Source organism: Bacillus sp. VA15, from assembly GCF_055721145.1.
The window spans coordinates 75,772-98,982 of the sequence record NZ_JBVQPQ010000006.1 but is presented as its reverse complement, the minus strand read 5'-3'; the positions used below and the strand labels follow the sequence as shown (position 1 = coordinate 98,982).

The 23,211-nt window shown below is 42.6% G+C and carries 23 protein-coding genes and 2 pseudogenes; 19 read left to right on the top strand and 6 right to left on the bottom strand.

Translation table 11 applies throughout. The features are described from left to right. Positions 1–32: 32 nt before the first annotated feature. From essC to AC0DBE_RS15665, 6 genes and pseudogenes are all read left to right on the top strand, one after another. Entirely contained in the window at positions 33–4,520 is a 4,488-nt protein-coding gene (essC, locus tag AC0DBE_RS15690; protein ID WP_472962808.1) for a type VII secretion protein EssC, read from the top strand. Next, entirely contained in the window at positions 4,517–7,729 is a 3,213-nt protein-coding gene (esaA, locus tag AC0DBE_RS15685; RefSeq protein WP_472962806.1) for a type VII secretion protein EsaA, read from the top strand. Before essC ends, esaA begins: the two co-directional genes overlap by 4 nt. Before the next feature lie 31 nt (positions 7,730–7,760). Then, positions 7,761–8,216: a type VII secretion protein EssA gene (gene essA, locus AC0DBE_RS15680; RefSeq protein WP_326201215.1), complete on the top strand. Its 456-nt coding sequence runs from the start codon at positions 7,761–7,763 to the stop codon at positions 8,214–8,216. Positions 8,217–8,279: 63 nt separating this feature from the next. Then, entirely contained in the window at positions 8,280–9,011 is a 732-nt protein-coding gene (locus AC0DBE_RS15675; protein WP_326201015.1) for a (S)-benzoin forming benzil reductase, read from the top strand. Between the two features lie 196 nt (positions 9,012–9,207). Then, positions 9,208–9,738: an HD domain-containing protein gene (locus AC0DBE_RS15670; protein ID WP_014114996.1), complete on the top strand. Its 531-nt coding sequence runs from the start codon at positions 9,208–9,210 to the stop codon at positions 9,736–9,738. 186 nt (positions 9,739–9,924) lie between these two features. Then, positions 9,925–10,160: pseudogene (locus AC0DBE_RS15665) on the top strand (YuzF family protein). A 40-nt stretch (positions 10,161–10,200) separates the two neighbouring features. Here the strand turns inward: AC0DBE_RS15665 and AC0DBE_RS15660 are convergent. Then, positions 10,201–10,587, bottom strand: a pseudogene (locus tag AC0DBE_RS15660) (DUF2283 domain-containing protein). A 114-nt stretch (positions 10,588–10,701) separates the two neighbouring features. On the opposite strand from AC0DBE_RS15660, the gene AC0DBE_RS15655 reads away from it, so the two are divergent. The 7 genes from AC0DBE_RS15655 (at position 10,702) to pdeH (ending at position 16,385) form a co-directional block, all read left to right on the top strand. After that, positions 10,702–11,811 (top strand): AI-2E family transporter, encoded by a 1,110-nt coding sequence (locus tag AC0DBE_RS15655; RefSeq protein ID WP_014114993.1) that lies wholly within the window; start codon positions 10,702–10,704, stop codon positions 11,809–11,811. 60 nt (positions 11,812–11,871) lie between these two features. Continuing rightward, positions 11,872–12,093 carry a spore germination protein gene (locus AC0DBE_RS15650; protein ID WP_014114992.1) on the top strand — a complete coding sequence of 74 codons (222 nt, stop codon included), beginning with the start codon at positions 11,872–11,874 and terminating at the stop codon, positions 12,091–12,093. 72 nt (positions 12,094–12,165) lie between these two features. Next, positions 12,166–12,414 carry a YueH family protein gene (locus AC0DBE_RS15645; protein ID WP_014114991.1) on the top strand — a complete coding sequence of 83 codons (249 nt, stop codon included), beginning with the start codon at positions 12,166–12,168 and terminating at the stop codon, positions 12,412–12,414. Positions 12,415–12,485: 71 nt separating this feature from the next. Continuing rightward, a complete protein-coding gene (locus AC0DBE_RS15640; protein ID WP_014114990.1) occupies positions 12,486–12,884 on the top strand; it encodes a YueI family protein in 399 nt (132 codons plus the stop codon). A 96-nt stretch (positions 12,885–12,980) separates the two neighbouring features. Then, on the top strand, positions 12,981–13,532 hold the full coding sequence (locus AC0DBE_RS15635) for a cysteine hydrolase family protein (protein ID WP_003220692.1): 552 nt from the start codon (positions 12,981–12,983) through the stop codon (positions 13,530–13,532). Between the two features lie 15 nt (positions 13,533–13,547). Further along, complete coding sequence (locus AC0DBE_RS15630) at positions 13,548–15,020, top strand: nicotinate phosphoribosyltransferase (RefSeq protein WP_014114988.1); 1,473 nt, start codon at positions 13,548–13,550, stop codon at positions 15,018–15,020. 135 nt (positions 15,021–15,155) lie between these two features. Further along, on the top strand, positions 15,156–16,385 hold the full coding sequence (pdeH, locus tag AC0DBE_RS15625; protein ID WP_014114987.1) for a cyclic di-GMP phosphodiesterase: 1,230 nt from the start codon (positions 15,156–15,158) through the stop codon (positions 16,383–16,385). On the opposite strand, the gene AC0DBE_RS15620 is transcribed toward pdeH, so the two are convergent. Together AC0DBE_RS15620 and AC0DBE_RS15615 are read right to left on the bottom strand one after the other, a co-directional pair. Beyond that, positions 16,361–16,729 carry a YuzC family spore coat inner layer protein gene (locus tag AC0DBE_RS15620; protein WP_014114986.1) on the bottom strand — a complete coding sequence of 123 codons (369 nt, stop codon included), beginning with the start codon at positions 16,727–16,729 and terminating at the stop codon, positions 16,361–16,363. The genes pdeH and AC0DBE_RS15620 overlap by 25 nt on opposite strands. A 114-nt stretch (positions 16,730–16,843) precedes the next feature. After that, positions 16,844–16,969, bottom strand: coding sequence for a hypothetical protein (locus AC0DBE_RS15615; protein ID WP_014114985.1), 126 nt, complete (start codon positions 16,967–16,969; stop codon positions 16,844–16,846). A 221-nt stretch (positions 16,970–17,190) separates the two neighbouring features. Between AC0DBE_RS15615 and degQ the strand changes: the two genes are divergently transcribed. From degQ to AC0DBE_RS15585, 6 genes are all read left to right on the top strand, one after another. Next, on the top strand, positions 17,191–17,331 hold the full coding sequence (degQ, locus tag AC0DBE_RS15610) for a degradation enzyme regulation protein DegQ (protein WP_003220708.1): 141 nt from the start codon (positions 17,191–17,193) through the stop codon (positions 17,329–17,331). Between the two features lie 184 nt (positions 17,332–17,515). Continuing rightward, positions 17,516–18,385: a polyprenyl synthetase family protein gene (locus AC0DBE_RS15605; protein WP_014114984.1), complete on the top strand. Its 870-nt coding sequence runs from the start codon at positions 17,516–17,518 to the stop codon at positions 18,383–18,385. Next, positions 18,382–18,603: a competence pheromone ComX gene (gene comX, locus AC0DBE_RS15600; protein WP_014114983.1), complete on the top strand. Its 222-nt coding sequence runs from the start codon at positions 18,382–18,384 to the stop codon at positions 18,601–18,603. Before AC0DBE_RS15605 ends, comX begins: the two co-directional genes overlap by 4 nt. A gap of 15 nt (positions 18,604–18,618) precedes the next feature. Beyond that, complete coding sequence (locus AC0DBE_RS15595; protein ID WP_146881505.1) at positions 18,619–20,931, top strand: sensor histidine kinase; 2,313 nt, start codon at positions 18,619–18,621, stop codon at positions 20,929–20,931. 80 nt (positions 20,932–21,011) lie between these two features. Further along, positions 21,012–21,656, top strand: a complete 645-nt coding sequence (gene comA / locus AC0DBE_RS15590) for a two-component system response regulator ComA (protein ID WP_003220716.1) — start codon at positions 21,012–21,014, stop codon at positions 21,654–21,656. Positions 21,657–21,671: 15 nt separating this feature from the next. Beyond that, the gene (locus AC0DBE_RS15585; protein ID WP_003220719.1) at positions 21,672–22,052 is read left to right on the top strand and encodes a hotdog fold thioesterase; all 381 of its coding nucleotides are present in this window, start codon (positions 21,672–21,674) and stop codon (positions 22,050–22,052) included. A 38-nt stretch (positions 22,053–22,090) separates the two neighbouring features. Here the strand turns inward: AC0DBE_RS15585 and mnhG are convergent, their stop codons facing one another. Genes mnhG through AC0DBE_RS15570 form a run of 3 tightly spaced genes read right to left on the bottom strand, consistent with a single transcriptional unit; the run spans position 22,091 to position 23,209 of the window. Next, positions 22,091–22,465 carry a monovalent cation/H(+) antiporter subunit G gene (gene mnhG / locus AC0DBE_RS15580; protein WP_072182177.1) on the bottom strand — a complete coding sequence of 125 codons (375 nt, stop codon included), beginning with the start codon at positions 22,463–22,465 and terminating at the stop codon, positions 22,091–22,093. Further along, positions 22,449–22,733, bottom strand: coding sequence for a Na(+)/H(+) antiporter subunit F1 (locus AC0DBE_RS15575; protein ID WP_014114980.1), 285 nt, complete (start codon positions 22,731–22,733; stop codon positions 22,449–22,451). The genes mnhG and AC0DBE_RS15575 overlap by 17 nt, the downstream gene beginning before the upstream one ends. Continuing rightward, positions 22,733–23,209, bottom strand: a complete 477-nt coding sequence (locus AC0DBE_RS15570) for a Na+/H+ antiporter subunit E (protein WP_014114979.1) — start codon at positions 23,207–23,209, stop codon at positions 22,733–22,735. Before AC0DBE_RS15570 ends, AC0DBE_RS15575 begins: the two co-directional genes overlap by 1 nt. Positions 23,210–23,211 lie beyond the last annotated feature (2 nt).

Here is a 23,211-nt window from a genome sequence, read left to right as displayed (position 1 = left end):
TGCTGCCATTCGGCCGTTAGGGGGTTCGCCATTTGAGTCTATTATGGGTTTTTTACCAAAATAACGTTCAAAAACTGAAATTGTCTGACCTCCCGTCGTCCCATCCGGTGACCATAGGGCCTGATGTGAAGGATTCCGTGACGATCGGCACCATTCCGTTTGAAAGCGGAGTGATTTCTCTTCAAAGAAAGGAATCCGGCGGCCAATACGAAGTTTTCCTGGGAAATGATTGTCTCGGTACGATTGAGCCTGATACATCATTTACTCTCCAAACGGATCAGCAGGGTATACGCTTGATCTTGATGGGCAGTGAGCCTGAGAAATCCGTTTATTTTACGGGGAATCGGGATGAAATCATATGCTCTTCAGAAAAAACAAATGCAGATATTTATTTGAATCCGCAAGATTTTGCTTTTGCAGATCAAAGCACGTTTTCTATGCTTCGTGTCGGCGAAAGCTGGTCGGTTCATCCTGAAAGCGGGACGATCTTCTTGAACGGAGAGAGGATCATCGCCCATACACCGCTCCAGCCGGGGGATGAAATTTTCTGGAACTTTACGCAAATGAGAGTGACGGAACAAGACCTTTTAGAAATTGTTCATGTTGCACCTTTTGAAACAGCATTAACAGAAACGGTCAAACCGAGCACAGAGATGCAGAAAAAATACCCGCAATACAGAAGAACGCCGCGGATGGTGTACGATTTGCCGGATGACCGCGTTTCTTTCAGTTTTCCCTCTCAGGAGAGCGATCAAACCAACAGAGGGCTGTGGCTCGTCATTCTTCCGCCGCTTGTCATGCTGATCGTGATGGGCGTCGTCGCACTAATCCAGCCGCGCGGCATATTCATACTCGTTTCTCTGGCGATGTTTATGATGACCCTTATTACCTCGACGGTACAATATTTCCGGGATAAAAACCAGCGGAAAAAACGCGAGGAAAAACGGGAACGCGTGTATAAGCTTTACCTAGACAATAAGCGGAAAGAGCTTCAGGCGTTAGCTGAAAAGCAAAAGCAGGTACTTGAATTTCACTTCCCTTCGTTCGAACAAATGAAATACTTAACAAGTGAAATCAGCGACCGGATCTGGGAAAAATCACTAGAAAGCAAGGATTATCTCCAGCTGCGGCTGGGGACGGGAACAGTCCCTTCAAGTTATGAAATCAACATGAGCGGCGGAGACTTGGCCAATCGTGATATTGATGACCTCATGGAAAAATCGCAGCACATGCAGCGTGTTTATAAGGATATCGGCAATGCGCCGGTTACGGTCGATTTGGCGGAAGGTCCGATGGGACTTGTCGGTAAATCACAAATTGTGAAAAATGAGATTCACCAGCTGATCGGACAGCTGTCGTTCTTTAACAGCTATCACGATCTGCGTTTCGTTTTTATTTTTCATGAAGAAGAGTATAAAGACTGGGAGTGGATGAAGTGGCTTCCGCAATTTCAAATGCCCCATATTTATGCGAAAGGGTTTATATATAATGAGCAAACCCGAGATCAGCTCCTGTCTTCACTTTATGAATTGATCAGAGAGCGCGATCTTGAAGATGACAAAGAAAAACTGCAGTTCAAACCGCATTTTGTATTTGTCATCACGAACCAGCAGCTGATCTCAGAGCACGTCATTCTCGAATATTTAGAAGGACAGCATGAGCATCTGGGCATCTCTACAATTGTCGCTGCGGAAACAAAGGAAAGCTTGTCGGAAAACATTACGACTCTTGTCCGCTACATCAATGAGCATGAAGGCGACATTTTAATACAGAAGAAAAAAGCGGTAAGAATTCCGTTCCGCCTTGATCATCATCAACGCGGGGACAATGAACGGTTCTCACGCACACTGCGGACGCTGAATCACCAGGTCGGCATTACAAATTCCATTCCGGAAACGGTATCGTTCCTGGAGCTTTTCCATGCCAAGGAAGTAAAAGAAATCGGCATTCAGCAAAGATGGCTGACGAGTGAATCGTCGAAGTCGCTGTCAGTGCCGATCGGCTATAAAGGAAAAGATGACATTGTGTATCTGAACCTTCACGAAAAAGCCCACGGTCCGCACGGGTTGCTTGCGGGGACAACGGGGTCAGGGAAAAGTGAATTTCTCCAGACCTACATCCTGTCACTTGCGGTGCATTTTCACCCGCATGAAGCGGCTTTCTTATTAATTGACTATAAGGGCGGGGGGATGGCGCAGCCGTTTCGCAACATTCCTCACCTGCTCGGCACGATCACAAATATTGAAGGCAGCAAAAACTTCAGTATGCGTGCGCTTGCTTCCATTAAAAGTGAGCTGAAAAAAAGGCAGCGCCTGTTTGACCAATATCAAGTCAATCACATCAATGACTATACAAAGCTGTACAAGCAGGGGAAAGCAGAAGTGGCGATGCCTCACTTGTTCTTAATTTCTGATGAGTTCGCCGAGCTGAAAAGCGAGGAGCCTGATTTTATCAGGGAGCTTGTCAGCGCCGCGCGTATTGGGCGAAGCCTCGGCGTTCATTTGATTTTGGCGACACAGAAGCCGGGCGGCATCATTGACGACCAGATCTGGAGTAACTCACGCTTTAAAGTAGCGCTGAAGGTTCAGGATGCCACCGACAGTAAAGAAATTTTGAAAAACAGCGATGCCGCAAACATTACCGTGACAGGACGCGGGTATTTGCAGGTCGGAAACAATGAAGTGTATGAGCTGTTCCAATCCGCCTGGAGCGGGGCTCCTTACTTAGAGGAAGTCTACGGAACAGAGGATGAAATTGCGATCGTCACGGATACGGGTCTGATCCCGCTTTCTGAAGTGGATACCGAAGACATCGCGAAAAAAGACGTTCAAACAGAAATCGAAGCTGTAGTTGACGAAATTGAACGTATCCAAGATGAAATGGGAATCGAGAAGCTGTCAAGCCCTTGGCTGCCGCCGCTCGCGGAACGTATCCCGCGCACTCTTTTCCCTTCAGAGGAAAAAGACCATTTCCACTTCGCGTATGTCGATGAACCTGATCTGCAAAGACAGGCGCCGATTGCTTATAAGATGATGGAAGACGGAAATATCGGCATATTCGGCTCTTCCGGCTATGGAAAATCCATTACAGCTGCAACGTTCCTGATGAGCTTTGCGGACGTATACAAACCAGAAGAGCTTCATGTCTATATCTTTGATTTCGGAAACGGAACGCTTCTGCCATTAGCGAAGCTCCCGCATACCGCGGATTACTTCCTGATGGACCAATCAAGAAAAATCGAAAAGTTCATGATTCGAATCAAAGAAGAAATTGACCGCCGTAAACGTCTGTTCAGGGAAAAAGAAATCAGCCACATCAAAATGTACAATGCGCTGAGCGAAGAAGAGCTTCCGTTCATTTTCATCACCATTGACAACTTTGACATTGTCAAGGATGAGATGCATGAGCTTGAATCGGAATTTGTCCAGCTTTCCAGAGACGGGCAGAGCTTAGGCATCTACTTCATGCTGACAGCGACGCGGGTTAATGCGGTCCGCCAGTCATTATTAAATAACCTGAAAACTAAGGTTGTCCATTATCTCATGGATCAATCTGAGGGATATTCCATTTACGGGCGGCCGAAGTTCAATCTTGAACCGATTCCGGGGCGCGTCATCATTCAAAAGGAAGAGCTTTATTTCGCGCAAATGTTCCTGCCTGTTGACGCGGACGATGATATCAGCATGTTCAACGGACTGAAATCAGACGTTCAGCATCTTCAGGAGCGCTTTGCTTCAATGGAGCAGCCCGCACCAATTCCAATGCTGCCTGAGAGCCTGTCGACGAGAGAATTTTCTCTCCGCTTCAAGCTGGAACGCAAGCCTTTATCTGTACCGATCGGGCTTCATGAAGAAACAGTCAGCCCAGTCTATTTTGATTTAGGCAAGCACAAGCACTGCCTGATTTTAGGCCAGACCCAGCGCGGGAAAACAAACGTCTTAAAAGTAATGCTTGAACATCTGATTGATGATGAAACCGAAATGATTGGCCTGTTTGACTCGATTGACCGCGGATTATCCCAATATGCGAAGGAATCGGATGTCTCATATTTGGAAACGAAAGAAGATATTGAGCAGTGGATCGAAGCAGCAGAAGACATTTTCAAAACAAGAGAAGCCATGTATGTAGAAGCCGTCCGCCAGGGAGACGCGCAAAATCTGCGATTCTCACAAGTGGTGCTGATGATTGACGGGATTACGAGATTCCAGCAGACGATTGATACGAGAATACAAGACCGTCTCGCAAACTTCATGAAATCATACGCGCATCTTGGGTTCAGCTTTATCCCGGGCGGAAATCACAGCGAATTCTCAAAAGGCTATGACTCCTTGACGACAGAGATGAAGCAGATCCGCCACGCAATTCTGCTGATGAAAAAATCTGAGCAAAATGTCATTCCTCTCCCGTACCAAAGACAAGAGCCTGAGATTCAGCCGGGCTTCGGATATGTTGTGGAAAACGGGAAGGAGCAAAAAGTTCAAATTCCTTTATGTTCTGCTGAAAGGGAGAGTGCTAGATGACAGAACAACGAAAAAGCTTGATCAAGTTAATATCCGCCGTCATCATCATTTTGCTACTGCCGGTTTTGTTTTTCCGCTTTATCGGAGACGATCCGACGAAGAAAGCAGTCAATTCCACGCGGCAAATCGCGGTGGTGAATGAAGACACAGGCGTATTGAGTGATGAGGTAAAATCTGATGAAGAGGACAAATCCGCCCAGTTCGGCAAGGAAGTAGCGGCCTTTCTGGGTGAACGTCCTAATTATTCATGGACGGTCGTAAACCGAAGCGCGGCCGAGACTGGTCTCGCATCAAAGAAATACGATGCGATCGTCTACATTCCCTCAGATTTCTCAAAAAACATTTTGAGCTATGACAAAGATCATCCTCAAAAAGCAACGCTCGAATTCAGCATTCAAGATAACCTGAATGCGGTCAACAAAGAAAAAGTTCAGCGTGAGCTTGAGGATGCGCAAAAGACAATGAACAAAAAAATGTCGGCCTTATACTGGAACTTTGTTTCACAAAAAGTGGACAACATCAGAGGAGAATTTGACAAAATCGTCAATAAAGAATCTGAATTCCAGAATGTCATGTACAACTTTTACAAACCAAGCTCTAATGATTTAGCAGGTGAAATCAAACAGCAAAAAGACTTAATCGATGAGCTGAAGAAATCAATGAACGAAGCGCAGGGTACGACAAAAGAAAAAGCTTCAACAGCGGAGGAAGCCAAAAACACGCTGAAAGAATTCATTGATACCGTTGAAAGATACAAAGAATATCAAGAAAATCAGAAAAAACTGCTTTTGGCAGCCCAGGATTCAACTCAGCAGCAAATCCAGACAGGTCTGGATGCAATCGCAGCACAGCAAAAGGCAAATCAGTTCAGCGAACGCATGAGCGGACTGGTAACTGGGATCAGCCAAGCGAAAACACAGCTTGCACAAACAAGTACAGTGTTGGCAAATGCCCAGCAACTTAGGGAGGGTCAAGTGCCTCAGCAGGAACTTGGTATGGCGAAGATACAAAGCGATTTAATTAATCAATACCAGGTCGCATCAAAACAGACAGCATTAAATCAGGTTTATGAACTGCTTGTCCCAGCGCGTAAGGCACTGACAGTTGCGAAAGGGGACGATCCAGTCAAAGATGATGGCTCTGACAACAATGATCAAGATAAAGACCCAAAAGAAGAAGATCCTGAAGAACTGAAAATTGATCTTGAAAAACAGCGTGAAGAACTGAAAAACATCGCTGCTGATATTCAGGATATCTCAGACAATCTGAAGGAGCCTGAAAAAGAGGACCCTACTCCAGAGCCGGATACAAATTCCGGAAATAATGATGGAGACGGGACGATTCCAAATGATCAAAATGATAATTCTGGAGAAGACAATAACAGCAGTGATAACGGGACTGACGGACAAACGGACGGCGATACTCAGGATCAAGACCAGCAGCAGGGAACAGGCGGTCAGGAGCAGAACGGCGATGCCTCTAATGGTGAGTCAGACAGCGGACAAACCGAAACGGGTACATCTGCCGAACAGACTGCTTCATCTGACTCAGCCCTTCAATTTATCAAGCTGGCAAATGAAGGCGGAACCGGAGATTCAGGAGATACTGGAGGCGACGGTGGCGCGACTCAGCCTGAGGACGAAGGTCAAACAGGAAACGATGAGATTTCTGATATCGCCAAAGCAAAAGAACAGCTCAGCAAAGCGTCTGAGCGAATCAAGCAAATTGAAGAAGAGCTCAAAGAAAAAGAAACTGCCCATAATGAAGAGCTAGATAAGAAATTAAAAGAATTGCAAGAGAAAATAGACAACCTAGATGATGAAATACTTAAATTGAAGAAACAAGTAAATGATTTAGAAGATCAGTTAAAAGATATGCATGAACAGGTGTATAATAGTGGCATTTATAAAATGATTCGGGAGCTAGAAAATAAAGACCAGCTACAATATCAAAAAGAATTTCAAGGAGAAATCAATACAGAGAACATTAACGCTTTAATGAAATACTATAAATATCTATCTGTTTATGACTCTGTATTATCCGGAACGATAGACAGCGCTGCGAAAACCAATGCAATTAAAGACCAGCAGGGCAACGTCAAATCAGTCCTGGCTCTCTCACCTGCAGAAACAGCCAGCTGGGAAGATCTGAAAAACAACACGATGCAAACCGATGAAGACATTAACAGCTTCATCGACGGCATGACCAAATTTACGGAGGACTACAGCGGCTTCATCCGTGACTCTCAAGCAGGTGTTCTTGACGAACTGACGAAAATCTCTGAAAGTGCCGCAAAAGCGTCAGAACAGCTAGTAACAGGTACAACGCAAGAAGCTGCGACGTTCAGTAACGACGGGCTGTCTGGCACAATGGCATTGAGTGTCCAAGATACGGTCGGCCAGGAAGTGCTGCAAATGTCAGACATGATGGGGTCATTGTCTGATCGCCAGTCAGGCATTATTGATTACACGACGAATATGCAGCAAAGCGTCAATGATGTTCAGGCGAAAGCTGACACCTTAAACAACAACTGGGGGAAAAATGTCGCTTCCACGAAACTCGTGCGCAATGACGTATACGGCATACTCGGAAATACATTAGTAGACGGGCAAAACAACAGCTATGTATATGATTACTTGGCGAATCCGCTTAAAATCAGCGGAGAGGTACCGGAAGAAAAAACTCAGACGGTGCCGCCGGTTGTCATCCTTGTCATTGTATTGATCAGCAGTCTGTTAATCGGCTATTTCAGCTCGTATTACCAAAACGCGCCGCTTCTCGTCAAAGGAGCGCTATTCGGAATTCTGAATATCCTTGTCGGACTCATGATCAGCTTGTTCGGTTTGAATATTTATTCATTGCCGGACGATCAGACGATTAAGTGGTCGGTGTTTACGATTCTATTGCTAGTCGCAAGCTCTGCCTTCATCCGGACAGCATTCAGATTCGGGTCGATCCCTGGATGGGTTGCTTCAGCGGCAATGATTCTATTCTACGTCGCACCGCTTATTGATTTGATTATGCCGAACTTTACATTTGAAGATCCGGTTTCGAAAGTATATATCGACATCCAGTACGGTACAGGACACTTGTTTACAATGGGAATAACGGTTCTGCTGATCATTACGGTGATTGCCGCGGCTCTGCCGCTGATCATCCGGATGATGGCCGAACACACAGCAGAAAGCGATGAAACGTATGAAGCGTAATCGCATCATGGAAAAGGGGATCATGATTTGTATGCTCTCCTTTTCCCTTTTCATACCCTCTGCCGTAGCAGCCGAAACCGAGGAAAACACAGATGTCGCGCCAAACCAGTATGAGAAAAAAGACATCGAAATTGATACGAATTATTTGCATGAAGATACCTACTATGAAGAGAAAACAGAACTGCCTGAGGAACAGAAGGATATCACTTTTGATAAGCCCGAGGACAAGGACGCCGAGCTGATAAAAGATTTGTTTACATCAACAAATACCGAGGAATCCAACACGATTGCGGCCCAGTCGAAACAGCTCGGGATTACGTTTGCTGAAAAACCAATGACAAAGACGTCATCCACGGAAACAGAAGAAGGACAAGAAACATCTTCATTGCTGCTTCCGATTATGTATGTTGTGCTGATCCTGCTCGGAATTGCAGGCATTGTGTTTCTCATCCCAAAAGTCACAGCGCAGGAGAACAAAAAGGCATAGGCCCTGTGCTTGTGTTGTGCAAAAGCGGTACCGTACAATAGGAATGGAAGGAGGAGGTTTCCAATGGAACTTTATATCATCACCGGAGCGTCAAAAGGACTGGGTGAAGCCATTGCATTACAGGCTTTAGAGAAGGGTCATGAAGTCCATGCCTTATCCAGAACGAAAGCGGATGTCTCTCACGAAAAACTGACGCAGCATCAAATAAACCTCATCAATCTCGCAGAAACTGAACAGCAATTTGAAACATTGCTTTCATCCATTAATCCAGATCGTTATTCAGGTATTATCCTGATCAATAACGCCGGAATGGTAACGCCGATCAAACGCGCCGGCGAAGCGTCTCTTGACGAGCTTCAGCGCCATTATCAGCTGAACCTGACTGCGCCCGTCCTTTTGAGTCAGCTGTTTACAAAACGGTTTGCTTTATACAGCGGCAAAAAGACGGTTGTCAACATCACGTCAGGCGCCGCCAAAAATCCATATAAGGGATGGAGCGCGTATTGCAGCTCAAAAGCCGGACTCGACATGTTTACGAGGACATTCGGATTTGAACAAGAAGATGAAGAACTGCCAGTGAACATGATTTCTTTCTCACCAGGTGTTATGGACACTGAGATGCAAGCTGTCATCCGTTCTTCATCGAAAAAGGATTTCCACGACATTGAACGTTTCCAGAAATTAAATGAAACAGGAAGCCTTCGCAGTCCGTCCTTTATTGCCGGCACACTGCTTTCTTTATTAGAAACAGGGACAGAAAACGGACGCATTTACGATATTAAAGAGTTTTTGTAGAGCAGACATTTTCTGCTCTTTTTTTTATAAAAAAGTCAATCGCCCTCGCATTCTGTTGAACAGCCGCATATACTGACTGAAACTCTGCTTTTAGGGTATAACAATGATGATTAGAAGACAAAATGATGTGACATAAGAATTGAGTTTCTCTGCAAATTATGTTAGGATTCTAAAAATATCTAAAGGAGGGGTTTCCATGAGAAAGGTTACATTAATGGATGTTTTCACCCATCCAATTGCACAAAAATATCTACAGCGTTCCGGCGTGGCACATGCGATTGCCTGCGCTTACCATGCGTACAGGCTGTCTATAAAGGCTGACATCAACCCTGATTTAGCTGCAAAAGCGGCGCTGCTGCATGACATCGGCCATTATGAATGGTATACAGACGGAAAGTGGGATTATGAGAAATACAAAAGAAATGACATTCATGCCATTAAAGGGGCGGAACGGGCTCATAAGCTTCTGATTCGGCTTGGCGAGGAACCGAAAGCGGCAAAAGAGATTGCCCTTGCCATTTTGCTTCATACCGATTCCTATTTACCTGAAGGCGAATTAGATAAAAACACGCTGCAGCAGATTGTCAAAAAAGCGGACGAACTTGATGAAGAGCCGGGAGGCCACCATCATTACCGCCAAATCGATCCTTCAACTGCACGTAAAAAAATAGAAAAGCTGGACCGATTAATCGACCAAGCCCAGGCATCCATGATAAAGCCTGTATAAGTCCCGTTTTTTCACGGAACAGCGCCAGCTCTCTTCGCTGTCTCCGCTTCATCACCATTTCCTTTACACCCGCTTCCAAACATATTCTCCTAAAATCCCCGCGTTCCTGGTTTTATCAGGTAAGCCTGTGTCATTATCCATAATTGCGGCATAAACTGAGATAAAACATCAAAAGGGGATTGAAGTATGGTCAACCAAGGTAGTCCGCAACTGGTCTCTTTAGTCGATCCTTATGTCTATCAGACCATTAAAAAGCTCATCGGCTCAAGGTTCGTGATACAGACAGTACGAGATACGGTCAGAGGCAGACTGATCGATGTAAAACCTGACCATATCACCATTGAAGGAGCCCGAAATTCTGTTTGTTTGATCAGAATGCAGCACATGATACCGTTACGCCAGATTATAGTGAGCGGGTTTAACAGTGCTTGCGCATGAAAAATAGGCGTACACCGGGACGTCCTATTTTTCAGTTAAGCGCTGTAAAAAAGCACTATGATACAATGTATCGTCAAGGTCAAAATCGGCAAATTCTTGATAGTCACCATCTGAAAAACAAAAAGTGACGCCGTACACTGTATAGCAGGAACGGACTGAAGCATGCTGGCGGACACGAAAATGATAACCATCTGAATCTTTTACATATAGCCTGGATTTCCCGGCAAATGGGGCACAGAGCAGTGCTGCCTCACCAAAACATTCGAATCCGGCAATTTTGCCGTCTTGGCTGATATCCAGCAGGATGCAATCATTGACTCTAAGCTCCTCAGACCGTACATTCCTGCTCTATTTTGGAGGAAGAACATAGATATAAGCCAGTGAATCTCTGTCGTATGTGACTGCCTGCATCATCAATACTCCTTTCATTATACTAAGAGTTCTGATATGAGTTCATTTTTGTTACAATGATGGGGTATAAGTCCTTTTATCTGACAGACAAAGAAAAACTAGGAGGAACAAAGCTTGTTGAAATCAAAAGTCCATTTTTGGACATTGCAGATTTTATTTGTTTTGCTGATTATTTACGTAGCAACAAAGGTTTCATTTGTATTTCAGCCGTTTATTGTTTTTATCTCGACATTGTTTTTCCCGATGCTGATTGCGGGAATTTTGTATTTCATTTTTAATCCGGTCGTCCGCCTGCTTGAGAAAAAAATTCCGCGGACATTATCCATTCTATTGATCTATTTACTATTTATCGGTTTGCTGGCCTTCGTTTCGGCGTCAGTCGGACCTGTCATAACATCGCAAGTGACCGGGCTGTTTAACAATCTTCCTGATTATATAAAACAGATTCAGTCGCTCACAAAAGATATGTCCCATTCCCAATGGTTTACCTGGATGATGAATCAGGATTATGTATCGATATCAAAAATTGAACAGTCGTTGACAAGCTTTCTCCAAAACCTGCCGCAAAATATCACGTCCAGTTTATCTGCGGTGTTTGGTGTCGTGACAAACATCACGCTTGTTATTATCACTGTTCCATTTATCCTTTTTTATATGCTGAAAGACGGACACCGCTTTCCGCATCTGGCGGTAAAAATTCTTCCGGCTTCCTATCGGACAGAAGGCTTAAAGATTTTTAAAGATTTATCCGATACGCTTGCGGCTTATTTTCAGGGACAGCTGTTGATCTGTCTTTTTGTCGGAACAGCGTGTTTTATCGGCTACTTAATTGCCGGGCTGCCGTATGCCTTAATTCTTGGGATTGTCATGGCGATTACCAATATCATTCCTTATGTCGGGCCTTTCCTCGGTGCTGCGCCGGCTGTCATTGTTGGTTTTATGGACTCTCCGGCCAAAGCACTGTTTGCGATTATTGTGGTTGTCATCGTTCAGCAGCTCGACGGGAACCTGCTGTCTCCTCTCGTGATCGGAAAGCGGCTGAATACGCATCCGCTTACGATTATTTTGCTGTTGATCGGAGCTGGAAGCTTCGGCGGAATTCTCGGCATGATTTTAGCAGTGCCGGTCTACGCGGTAGTGAAGGCATTCTTCCTGAATATTGTCCGCTTGATCAAGCTGCGCCAGCGGTCACGCCTTGAAGAAAACGCCAAGTCCGCTGAATAGGCGGGCACCATTTGCGCCTCTTTGCATATGATGCTGTAAATCAATGCGGGAGGTGGGGAAATGCCTGCGATTGTAGGTCCGATTTATATTATGTCCATATCAGGTGATGCAGCGGCCAGCTTTGGAGATGTGTTTGCGATTTCGCCAAAGAGCGTTGATCACACAGGCGCAGGATCGGGTGCGTTTCAATTAGGTGATTATATGAAGGTCAATAATGAACACAGTAAAACGATTTTCAAAGATGCCGATATCATTGATGAAACAGTTTCGTTTAACGGGTAACAGCCTTTTCAGGAGAGGCTGTTGCTTTTTTATTGTATAATATGGGTAGTCTTTGAATAGAGAGGTCATGTTATGAAAATCAGAAAAGCGAATATCAATACGCAAACCGGAATGATCACGGACGTGTATCTGCATGAAAACAGAAAAGAACTGCGCACGTTAGTAGCGGTTCCGCAGCTGGAGTGGAGTACGATCATTTCTTATGAAGAAGATAAAGCATCTCTGCCTGAACGGCTGGAAGCTTCTTTGCGCCGGCATACAGAGGAAGAACCGGCTGGTGAGCTGGCCAAAAAAATCATTCATTGGGTAACAGAAATGTAAACCGCCCTTGAAAGTTTAGCTCCTGCCTGATCAGGTGATAATGAAGACAAACAAGACGGGAGGACAAGCTTTTGAGTGATGAAAAAATGGATCTCTATTTGCAGCAAGGAATGTACGGGCCCTTGGAGACAAAGCCTGACGAGCGCCATTTGTTTTTAGGCTCATTAAGGGAAAGAGTGCTTTTGGCATTGACGAAAGGGCAGGTGCTCAGAAGCAAACCGTATGAAGAAGCGGAGCAGGCGCTGAAAAACAGCAAAAACATAACCCTTTTGATTAATGGAGAGCTTCAGTATCAGTCGTACTCTCCCTATATCCAAATGGCGAACCGGAACGGAGTGCACTTCAAGATCGTATCAGATCTTCAGTTTCATACGCCTTTAGGCCTTGTCATTGCGGCTGACATCGCTGTGAATCGTGAATTGATATATATTCAGGACGACATTTTTAACCGGTCAGTGCTGAAACCTTAAGAGACAAACGGACCGTTTGTCTTTTTATTCATGGCAATTCACTTACAACTGGAGATAAGATATAATGTTCTCATACTGATGGCGGGGAGGCCGGCTATGAAAAAAGCACTTATTTGTATTGATTATACGAATGATTTTGTGGCGAGTGACGGAAAATTGACCTGCGGGGAGCCCGGCAGAATGATTGAAGAGGCGATCGTCAATTTGACTGAAGAATTCATCACAAACGGTGATTACGTCGTATTAGCAGTAGATTCTCATGATGAAGGGGATCAATATCACCCTGAAACCCGTCTTTTTCCTCCGCATAATATTAAAGGCACGGATGGAAAAGATCTGTACGGAAAGCTTTTGCCTCTATATCAGAAACATGAACATGAACCAAATGTTTACTACATGGAAAAAACGAGATATTCTGCTTTTGCGGGAACTGATTTAGAGCTCAAACTCAGAGAGCGGCAGATTGACGAACTGCATCTTGCCGGTGTCTGCACAGATATTTGTGTGTTGCATACAGCGGTTGACGCTTACAACAAAGGTTTTCGGATTGTTGTGCACAAACAGGCTGTTGCCAGCTTTAATCAGGAGGGGCACACGTGGGCTCTTTCCCATTTTGCAAACAGCATCGGAGCGCAAGTGGCAGAGTAAGGAAGGGGAAAAACAGTGTTAGAGTATGGATTTAAAGATGACAGCCTGTCATTACATACAGACCTTTATCAAATCAATATGGCAGAAACTTACTGGAGAGACGGCATTCATGAAAAGAAAGCCATTTTTGAGCTTTTTTTCAGAAGGCTTCCGTTTGAAAATGGTTATGCGGTGTTTGCGGGCTTAGAAAAAGCCATCGAATACCTGGAAAATTTTAAGTTCACGGATAGTGACCTGAATTATTTACAGGAAGAACTCGGGTATCATGAAGATTTTATTGAATATTTGCGTGGTTTAACGTTTACAGGTTCACTTTACTCCATGAAAGAAGGAGAGCTCGTATTTAACAATGAGCCGATTATGAGGGTGGAAGCCCCCCTTGTAGAAGCGCAGCTGATTGAAACGGCTTTGCTCAACATTGTGAACTACCAAACATTAATCGCAACAAAGGCTGCCCGGATTAAAGGCGTCATCGGCGATGAAGTCGCACTTGAATTCGGAACAAGACGGGCGCATGAAATGGATGCAGCCATGTGGGGAGCGAGAGCAGCCTTAATCGGCGGATTCAGCGCGACAAGCAATGTAAGAGCCGGAAAGCGCTTTAATATCCCGGTATCCGGCACGCATGCGCATGCGCTTGTGCAGGCTTACCGTGATGAATATACAGCTTTCAAAAAATACGCGGAAACGCATAAGGATTGCGTCTTCTTAGTCGACACGTATGACACGCTTCGCTCAGGCATGCCGAATGCGATTAGAGTGGCCAAGGAATTCGGAGACCGCATTAATTTCATCGGCATCCGCCTGGACAGCGGCGATTTGGCGTACCTGTCAAAAAAAGCCCGGAAAATGCTCGATGAAGCAGGATTTACAGATGCGAAAGTCATTGCTTCAAGCGATTTGGATGAGCATACCATTATGAATTTAAAGGCTCAGGGAGCGCGCATTGATGTCTGGGGTGTCGGTACGAAGCTGATCACGGCCTATGACCAGCCGGCTCTCGGCGCGGTTTACAAACTCGTTGCCATTGAAGAAGACGGGAAAATGGTCGACACAATCAAAATTTCGTCCAATCCTGAAAAAGTGACAACACCGGGCAGAAAGAAAGTGTACCGCATTATCAATCAGTCCAATCATCATTCTGAAGGCGACTATATTGCGCTATATGATGAGCAGGTGAATGATCAGAAGCGGCTCAGAATGTTCCACCCGGTTCATACATTTATCAGCAAATTTGTCACGAATTTTTATGCGAAGGATCTTCATGAGCTGATTTTTGAAAAGGGCATTCTTTGCTACCAAAACCCTGAGATCTCAGACATACAGCAGTATGTGCAGGATAACCTCAGCCTGCTGTGGGAGGAATATAAGAGAATCAGCAAGCCGGAGGAATATCCGGTAGATTTAAGCGAGGACTGCTGGAGCAATAAAATGCAGCGGATTCACGAAGTGAAAAGCAGACTTGATGAAGAGCTTGAGGAAGAATAAAGAAAACTGGCCTTTCGTTCGCGAAGGGCCAGTTTTCTTTTTGAATATATTATTTTTCATGTTTAGACAATTTTCGTCAAATTATTTGATATACTTAAGGGTGAAAGCTGCGCGTATTGTAAGGGGGATAAATCAATGAGGGTGTTTGTTGCAAGACAGCCTATTTTTAATAGAAAAGAACAGGTTGTTGCTTATGAACTGCTGTATAGAGAAAGCGAAGAGAATGTATATAGCGCGAAAGACGGCGATCAGGCAACAACAGATTTAGTAATCAACAGCTTTTTAAACATCGGAATTGAGAAGCTGACGGAAGGGAAACGCTGTTTTGTTAATTTTACGGAAAGCCTGATGTTTTCGAACCTTCCTACCTCCTTCAATCCGAAACAGCTTGTCATTGAAATCCTTGAAGATATACCGATCACGCCGGCCCTCATCTCAAGATGCAAAGAGCTGAAAAAAATGGGGTATATGCTGGCACTTGATGATTTTTATGCAATAAACCCGCAAAATGAAGGCTTATTGGAAAAGCTCATGAGCTATATTGATATATTGAAAATTGATTTTCTCAAAACAACACGAATGGAACGCAGAAAAATTTTGCAAACCTACGGCTGCAGAGGCTTGATTTTTTTAGCGGAAAAAGTAGAGACCCGAAAAGAATATAAACAAGCGGCACAAGACGGCTTTCAATTATTCCAGGGCTACTTTTTCAGCGAACCGCGCATCATCAGCGGGCATGATCTGTCGACTCATTTCTATTCTTACTATGAACTGCTTAACGAATTGAGCAAAGAACAGCCTAACATAAAGCGTGTGACCGAATACATAGAGCGGGATTTATCACTGTCCTATCAAATCCTAAAATTTTTAAACTCATCCCACAGCCGTTTGAGCCAGAAAATTGAAAGCATTCAACAGGCCATTATGCTGCTTGGGTTTAATGAAATCAAACGATGGATATACATTCTTTCCTTTAAGGATTTAAGCAGAAAAGGGCATTCCAGCAAGCACGAGATCATTAAGATTTCTTTGATGAGAGCAAAGCTTTGTGAGCTGCTGGCGAGAAAAACAGCCCGGCCGCAGCCTGCGTCTTATATGCTGATCGGAATGTTTTCTCTCATAGACACCCTGCTGCACCGAGAAATAGAGGAGATTATTCAAGAATTGCCTTTAAAAGATGAAGTTGGGCAAGCGTTATTAGGCCATCAAAACGACTATTACCAAATGCTTGAGCTTGTGAAATTAATTGAAAGCAACAACTGGGACACTTGCACAGAATTAGGCAAAGAACTGGATAAAGAAGAAGCGTATGAATGTTACCTTGAAGCTCTGGAGTGGTGTCATAATCTGATGGACGCAAAATGATTGCGGTCCTCTGACCACCGCAAAGCAAGAATCATTCGGCTTTGCGTCCCGATGAGGGTGATGTAGATGCCGTCGGGATTAAAGACCGTATCCACTTCATGCCGTACGCCCATTTGTTTGATTAGGCGCTTTACAGATTGTTTGTCTGACTGCTCGGCTGCGGTCAGAATGCGGTGCGAGAGCTCCCGCGAGCCCGCAATGCGACTGAGAACAAGCTGGGCATCGGCGAACAGCCCTGACGCCTCCCTCGCTGAACGGATAAAGACATCTGGATTGGCAGGAGAAGCTGGAGGGCGGCGAATCTCATACGGATAGGCGTAAAACCAAGGATAACGATAACTCATGGGAGCACCTCACACAAAAGGGATGTTTCTATATGTATAGATCCTTAATTGCCGAATATGACAAAGCGAAAAGGCCACAACTTTAGCGTTGCGGTCTTTTTCGGTGTTTGTCGGTCAGGATACGCCAAGAATCGCATATTCATTTTTGAAAATACAGTACCAAGGACTATAGTCTTGCTTAGTAAAAATGCGAAACCCGTTAAAATCAAGGAGATTAAGAATCTTTCTCAATTTCAGCACATATTAACGCTCTTCCGCATAGAAAGATAGTCCCGTTCTCGTTGTGATTCCTTTGAGCATAAGGACCTATTTAGATTTGCGGTGTCACGCAGGACTTTTTTGTATACTTTTCGGTGAAAAATAAGCCGAAAGCAGATACACTATTAGTAACAGATCAAATACCTAGGACTCGTTCACCATACACAATTCATTGATCTTTCAAAAAAAGGAGTGTGGAAACGATGGAAAAGAAACTTGAAGAAGTAAAACAATTGTTATTCCGACTCGAACTTGATATTAAAGAAACGACAGATTCATTACGAAACATTAACAAAAGCATTGATCAGCTCGATAAATACAATTACGCAATGAAAATTTCGTGAAAAAGACTTGGAAACAAGTCTTTTTTTTCGTTCTTCCCATACAATAAAAGGATAAAGTATTATATGATTGTTAAAAAACGAAAAACCTGCTGTCCTTTAAATGTCCCATTTAGTAAAATGGAATGGGAGGGGGGAAGTCGTTATTGAGCAGATATGTTTAGATTCTGTCCGAATCAAGGAGAAAATGAAGGAGATTGTAGATGAAAATATTTTAAATGAAGACTTAAAAACAAAACTTATATCTTTTATTGAAGAAAAAAAACAATTTTCATTTGCAGAATTAGCTTATCACCATTACATAGCATTTGACGGAAAAGATGTTACAGCAATTGAGTTGTTGGCTTCTGGTATAGAACTTTTAATTTTATCTGCTGACATTTTTGACGATATTGAGGATAAGGACAATCTTCAGGCTTCTTGGATGAAAATAGATCCTTCGATAGTGATTAACGCAGCAACTGCACTTTATACATTGAGTCTGCAAGTGATAAGTTCAGTCTCGAATAATCCAAAACTTTTAAGTCTTACTTTACAATATTCACTTCAATCTTTACAAGGGCAACATGCAGATTTAAATGTAACAGTCTCTTCAGAATCAGAGTATATTGAAATGATTAAACTTAAGTCAGGTTCTCTTGTAACATTGCCTAGTGTTCTTGGTGTATATTTGGCAACTGGAGAATTTAATGAAACAGTCGAGGAGTATTCACGTTATTTGGGCATAGTCGAGCAAATTGCGAATGATCACCATGGGCTATATTATCCTGACAATAATGACATAAAAACTAGACACAATCTTGCCTTCTACTATCTAAAAAATAAATATAACCAATCATCGATTGACTTATTAAATTTTTATGCGCAAGAAAATAATCAGATAAATAATATGGATGGATTGAAAAAGAAGTTACAAGAATCAGGTGTAATCCAATATTTGAATGTTATTAAAAATATAGCACTGGAAAATTTTAAAGAATCATTCAAAAAACTGAGATTAGATGAACAAAGAAAGAATAAACTACTTGATCAATTATTAAGGGGGAATATAAATTGAAACATATCGATAAAATCATAAGCCATCTAGTAAACAATCCGGAAGCTTTTGATCAATTTAAGAATGGGAACTTAACCTTGCTAAATATAAATGAAAAAGAAAAGAAAGCAATATTATATGCGTTTGAAGAAGGAGAGGCACCGAGAACAAGCAATTGGCCCCCAATAGAAACTATCAGTAGTTTTTTTGAGGATGATAAAAGAAAAAGTTTTATTTAATTATGGGATGATGAGATGCACAGAAATAATAACTTCTATAAATATTTGTCTCTAGCTTTTATAATTTTAAGTTTTGTTTATGTTATCTACCTCTCTTATATTTCTGTTTTTAATATCTTTGTAGGTGCGGATGTGAAGATTAATGAACAGGGTAAGTTAGAGGTTACCAAAGTTGTGGATTATACAGATGAATATTATTCAGGTGTAAAAAAGGGTGACATCATTCTTGAAGTTAATGGGCAAAAGGGAAGCGAAATCCAGTTAGAAAGCGGAAGATTGGTCAACGTAGAAAGCTTAACTGTTGAGAGAGATAATAAATCATTTCATTTACAAAATGTAAGCCTAATAAGTGAAGAAAATTTATTTATGTATCTCATTCCACTCATATCTTATTCAATCTGTTTATTTTGTATATTTTTTGTTTACAGAATAAATAAAGTAAGAAAATCACCTTCTGCTTTTGTTTTAATCTTATTTTTGTTATTTGTATCAGTAGCATATGTAAGTGCCTGCGGGGCAAGAAGAGGTGAAGAGGTCAGCACTTACCTGCTTGTCCTTACTTTAGTAAGTTGTCCAATTTTATATATACATTTCATATATAAATACTTTGCGGAATTGGGCACTAAGTTATTCAAAAAGAAGATTTTAATCATTATGTATATACTTCCACTCGTAAACCTGTTACTAGAAGCTGTTTTGAGTAATAGATTAAATTCTTCGGCTTTTTTGTCTAACTTGAACTTGATTTCCTTTTTTGTCCTAGTCCTTACTGTATGTATTCTTATCCATCAAGGGATTAGAAAAATCAAACAAAATGAGCAAAAGTCAATTTTAAAAATCCTTGCTTATATAAATATCCTGTCTTTTAGTCCCTTTATTATCTTTTTTGTTATTCCCTATGTGTTGTTTGATAAGTATCTTTCACCCTTTAGTTTGGCAGCTTTTACACTTGTTATACCTTTTTCTTTAGTGTATCAATTTATGACAAATAGACTTTATAATATTGACTTTGTTGTAGGACGGCTTAAGTACTATGGATTTTTAGCCATTACTCCTACTGTTATTGTGGTCACCATATTTAATTACATTCAAAAACCAGAAGATAACTTTTACTCCGTTAAACTAACAGTTGTAATATATTTGCTTATGTTTGCTGTCTTTTACTTTAAAGAAATCATTGATTTTCGTTTCAAGTTGAAAAGATTTACAGAGAAATTTAATTATCAAGATGGAATTTTTAAATTTACTCAGTTAATTAAGCAAGCATCATCGGTAGATCAAGTACTTAATCACTTTAAAAATACAATCCTAGAAGTATTAAACATAGATAATGCTTGCGTGTATGATAATTCTAAAGGGGAAATCACCCTCCTTAGTAAGAACAACTTTAAAGATATGACTTATAAAAATCATGAGCAATATGTGAAAAAATTTTCTGGTGATATCGGTAAAATTAAAGAGTTTAAACAAGGTTTTATTATTAAAATAGGTGAACGAGGAGACAGATCATTTTTAGTACTCTGTTTCTCAAGTTATAATACTTTTAAATTAACAAGAGATGAAATTGCTTGGCTTCAAACATTAGCGTTCTATACAAGTGTTTCATTGGAAAACGTCATGAAAATTGAAGAATTGATGATGCATCTTGAGGATTTAAAACAACAAGAATCAAACCCCGTCTGGCTCAAAAAACTCATGTACACGATCGAAGAAAAACAACGTTCTGATCTCGCCCGCGATCTCCACGATTCTGTTCTTCAGGATTTGATTTCATTAAAGCGCCAGTGTGAGCTGTTTTTGGCTGATTTTAAGAAGGATAATAATCCGTGTCAGGAAGAGGTACAGGACAAGCTTGTACAGATGAATGAGCAGATGTCTGATGTGATTTCGATGACGAGGGAGACGTGTCATGAGCTGCGGCCGCAGCTTCTGTATGATCTTGGGCTGGTGAAGGCGCTGTCCAAGCTGGTGGCGCAGCAGCAGGAGCGGGTTCCGTTTCATATCCGTTTAAATACCGGCAGATTTACGGCTTCGCTTGATCTGGATTCGCAGTTGAATTTGTACCGGATCATTCAAGAGTTTCTGTCTAATGCGGTCAAGCACTCCCAGGCGACGGATGTGCTGATTATGCTCATCAGTATTCAAAATAAAATCGTTCTTCATTATGAGGACGATGGCGTAGGGTTTGATCAAGAAAAAAATAATGAACATTCCATGAGTATGGGGCTTTCTGGCATTAAGGAGAGAGTCAGGGCTTTAGATGGACGCCTTCGGATTGAAACAAGTGAAGGAAAGGGCTTTAAGGCTGATATTGAAATCGAATTGTAATGGTTTTATAACGGAAACGACTTGGCACAAGCCAAGTCTTTTTTATAAAATGGAAATGAGTGAGTAAAAGGGAGGAAAACATGAAAAAGATACTAGTGATTGATGACCATCCGGCTGTCATGGAAGGCACCAAGACAATTTTGGAAACGGATTCGAATCTGTCTGTTGATTGTCTCAGTCCTGAACCGAGCGAACAGTTTATCAAGCAGCATGATTTCTCGTCATATGATCTCATTTTAATGGATCTGAATTTAGGCGGCGAGGTCAATGGGATGGAGCTTTCTAAACAGATATTACAAGAGAATCCTCATTGTAAAATTATCGTGTATACCGGTTATGAGGTTGAGGATTATTTTGAGGAAGCGATTCGTGCGGGACTGCACGGTGCCATCAGCAAAACGGAATCTAAAGAAAAGATCACCCAATACATATACCACGTACTCAATGGAGAAATTTTAGTCGATTTTGCTTACTTTAAACAGCTGATGACTCAGCAAAAAACAAAGCCGGCTCCTTCCTCTCAAAAAGAACAAGATGTGCTCACACCTAGAGAATGCCTGATTCTTCAAGAAGTTGAAAAGGGATTTACAAACCAAGAAATCGCAGATGCACTTCATTTAAGCAAGCGGTCCATTGAATACAGCCTGACATCGATTTTCAATAAGCTGAATGTCGGTTCCCGGACGGAAGCGGTTTTGATTGCGAAATCAGACGGTGTACTTTAAATAAGGGGGGATATGATGGATACGAAACACACATTGCTTGAAGCGCTTGGTATTGAGATTGTTGAAAACACAGCGGAACGATGCGTTGCAGTCATGCCAGTGGATCATCGGACGGTGCAGCCGTTCGGATATTTGCATGGAGGCGCTTCAGTGGCTCTGGCGGAAACCGCGGCGAGCGCAGGTGCGCAGAATCTGATTGATCACACAACACAAGCTTGTGTCGGTTTGGAAATTAACGCTAACCATTTAAAATCCGTAAAGGAAGGAACGGTAAAGGCAGTAGCCGAACCCGTTCATATAGGCAGAACGACTATTGTCTATCAAATCCATATTTATGACGAGCAAGAGAGGCTGATCTGTATCTCCAGATGCACGCTGGCTGTCATCAAAAAATAAAAAAACAGCCGGAACTCTGCCTGTCCGGCTGCTTATTTTTATAAGTAAGAATCCTCTTTTCGTTTAATCACAAAGTTTCTGATCCCGTTATAGTCATCCTGTACGCTTCTCTCATTAAGCTTGACGCCGGAGTTGTACGCGGCACGGCAGATCAAGTGTCCTCCGACAGGCGACGTAATAAAGATAAAGAGAATCCCGAGCAGAATTTTAGCGGAAATGTTCCCCGTCACAAACCACAAATAGAAGAAGACACCAAGCAGAATCATATTGACGCCCAACGTTGAGCCTTTAGATGCAGCATGAGAACGTGTAAACACATCAGGAAGGCGAATTACTCCTAATGAAGCAACGAGGCACACAAGTGCGCCAAGCAAAATGAATACAGACACAACGACCTTAGCGATTTCGATCATTTTCGATAATCTCTCCTTTCTCCAGGAACTTGGAAAATGCGATCGTTCCGATAAATGATAAAATCCCCAGCAGCAAAATAATATCCAGAAACGCACTTGTTTTCAGCAAAATGGAGACAAGCGCCGTGATCGCGATCAGATTGATGCCGATTGCATCCAGAGCCACGACCCGGTCAGGCACAGTCGGCCCTTTAATAACACGAATGACATACAAAAAGGTAGACACTGCCATAATGCCGAGCGCGAGTTGCAGAATCAGCGTAAACATCAGCGGCTCACCTCCTGTATGGCTTTTTCAAATGACTCCCGAATATCAAAAATGGCTTTTTCCGCATCCTCAATATCCATCGCGTGAATATAAAGAATCGTCCTGTCATCTGAAATGTCCATCACCAAGGTTCCCGGCGTTAATGTAATAAGCAATGACAGCAGGGTGATTTCCCAATCCGTCGTAAGCTCTGTTTTAAAAGCGAAAATGCCCGGTCTGATATTCAGCTTCGGCGATAGGACTGATTTCAGCACACTGACATTGGCAAGGTACAGTTCCTTTAAAAAAATCAAAAGGAGTTTGATGATAGAAAACATTTTCCATAGATAAAACTGGCGAGTAAAAAAGCGCCGGAAGAAAAAGAGAGAGAGCATCCCCAGAATATAGCCTGTGAAGAATCCTGCGGCGCTTGGACTATTGCTCAAGAACATCCAGCAAAAAGCGAGAAACACATTTAATAAAATTTGAAATGCCATGC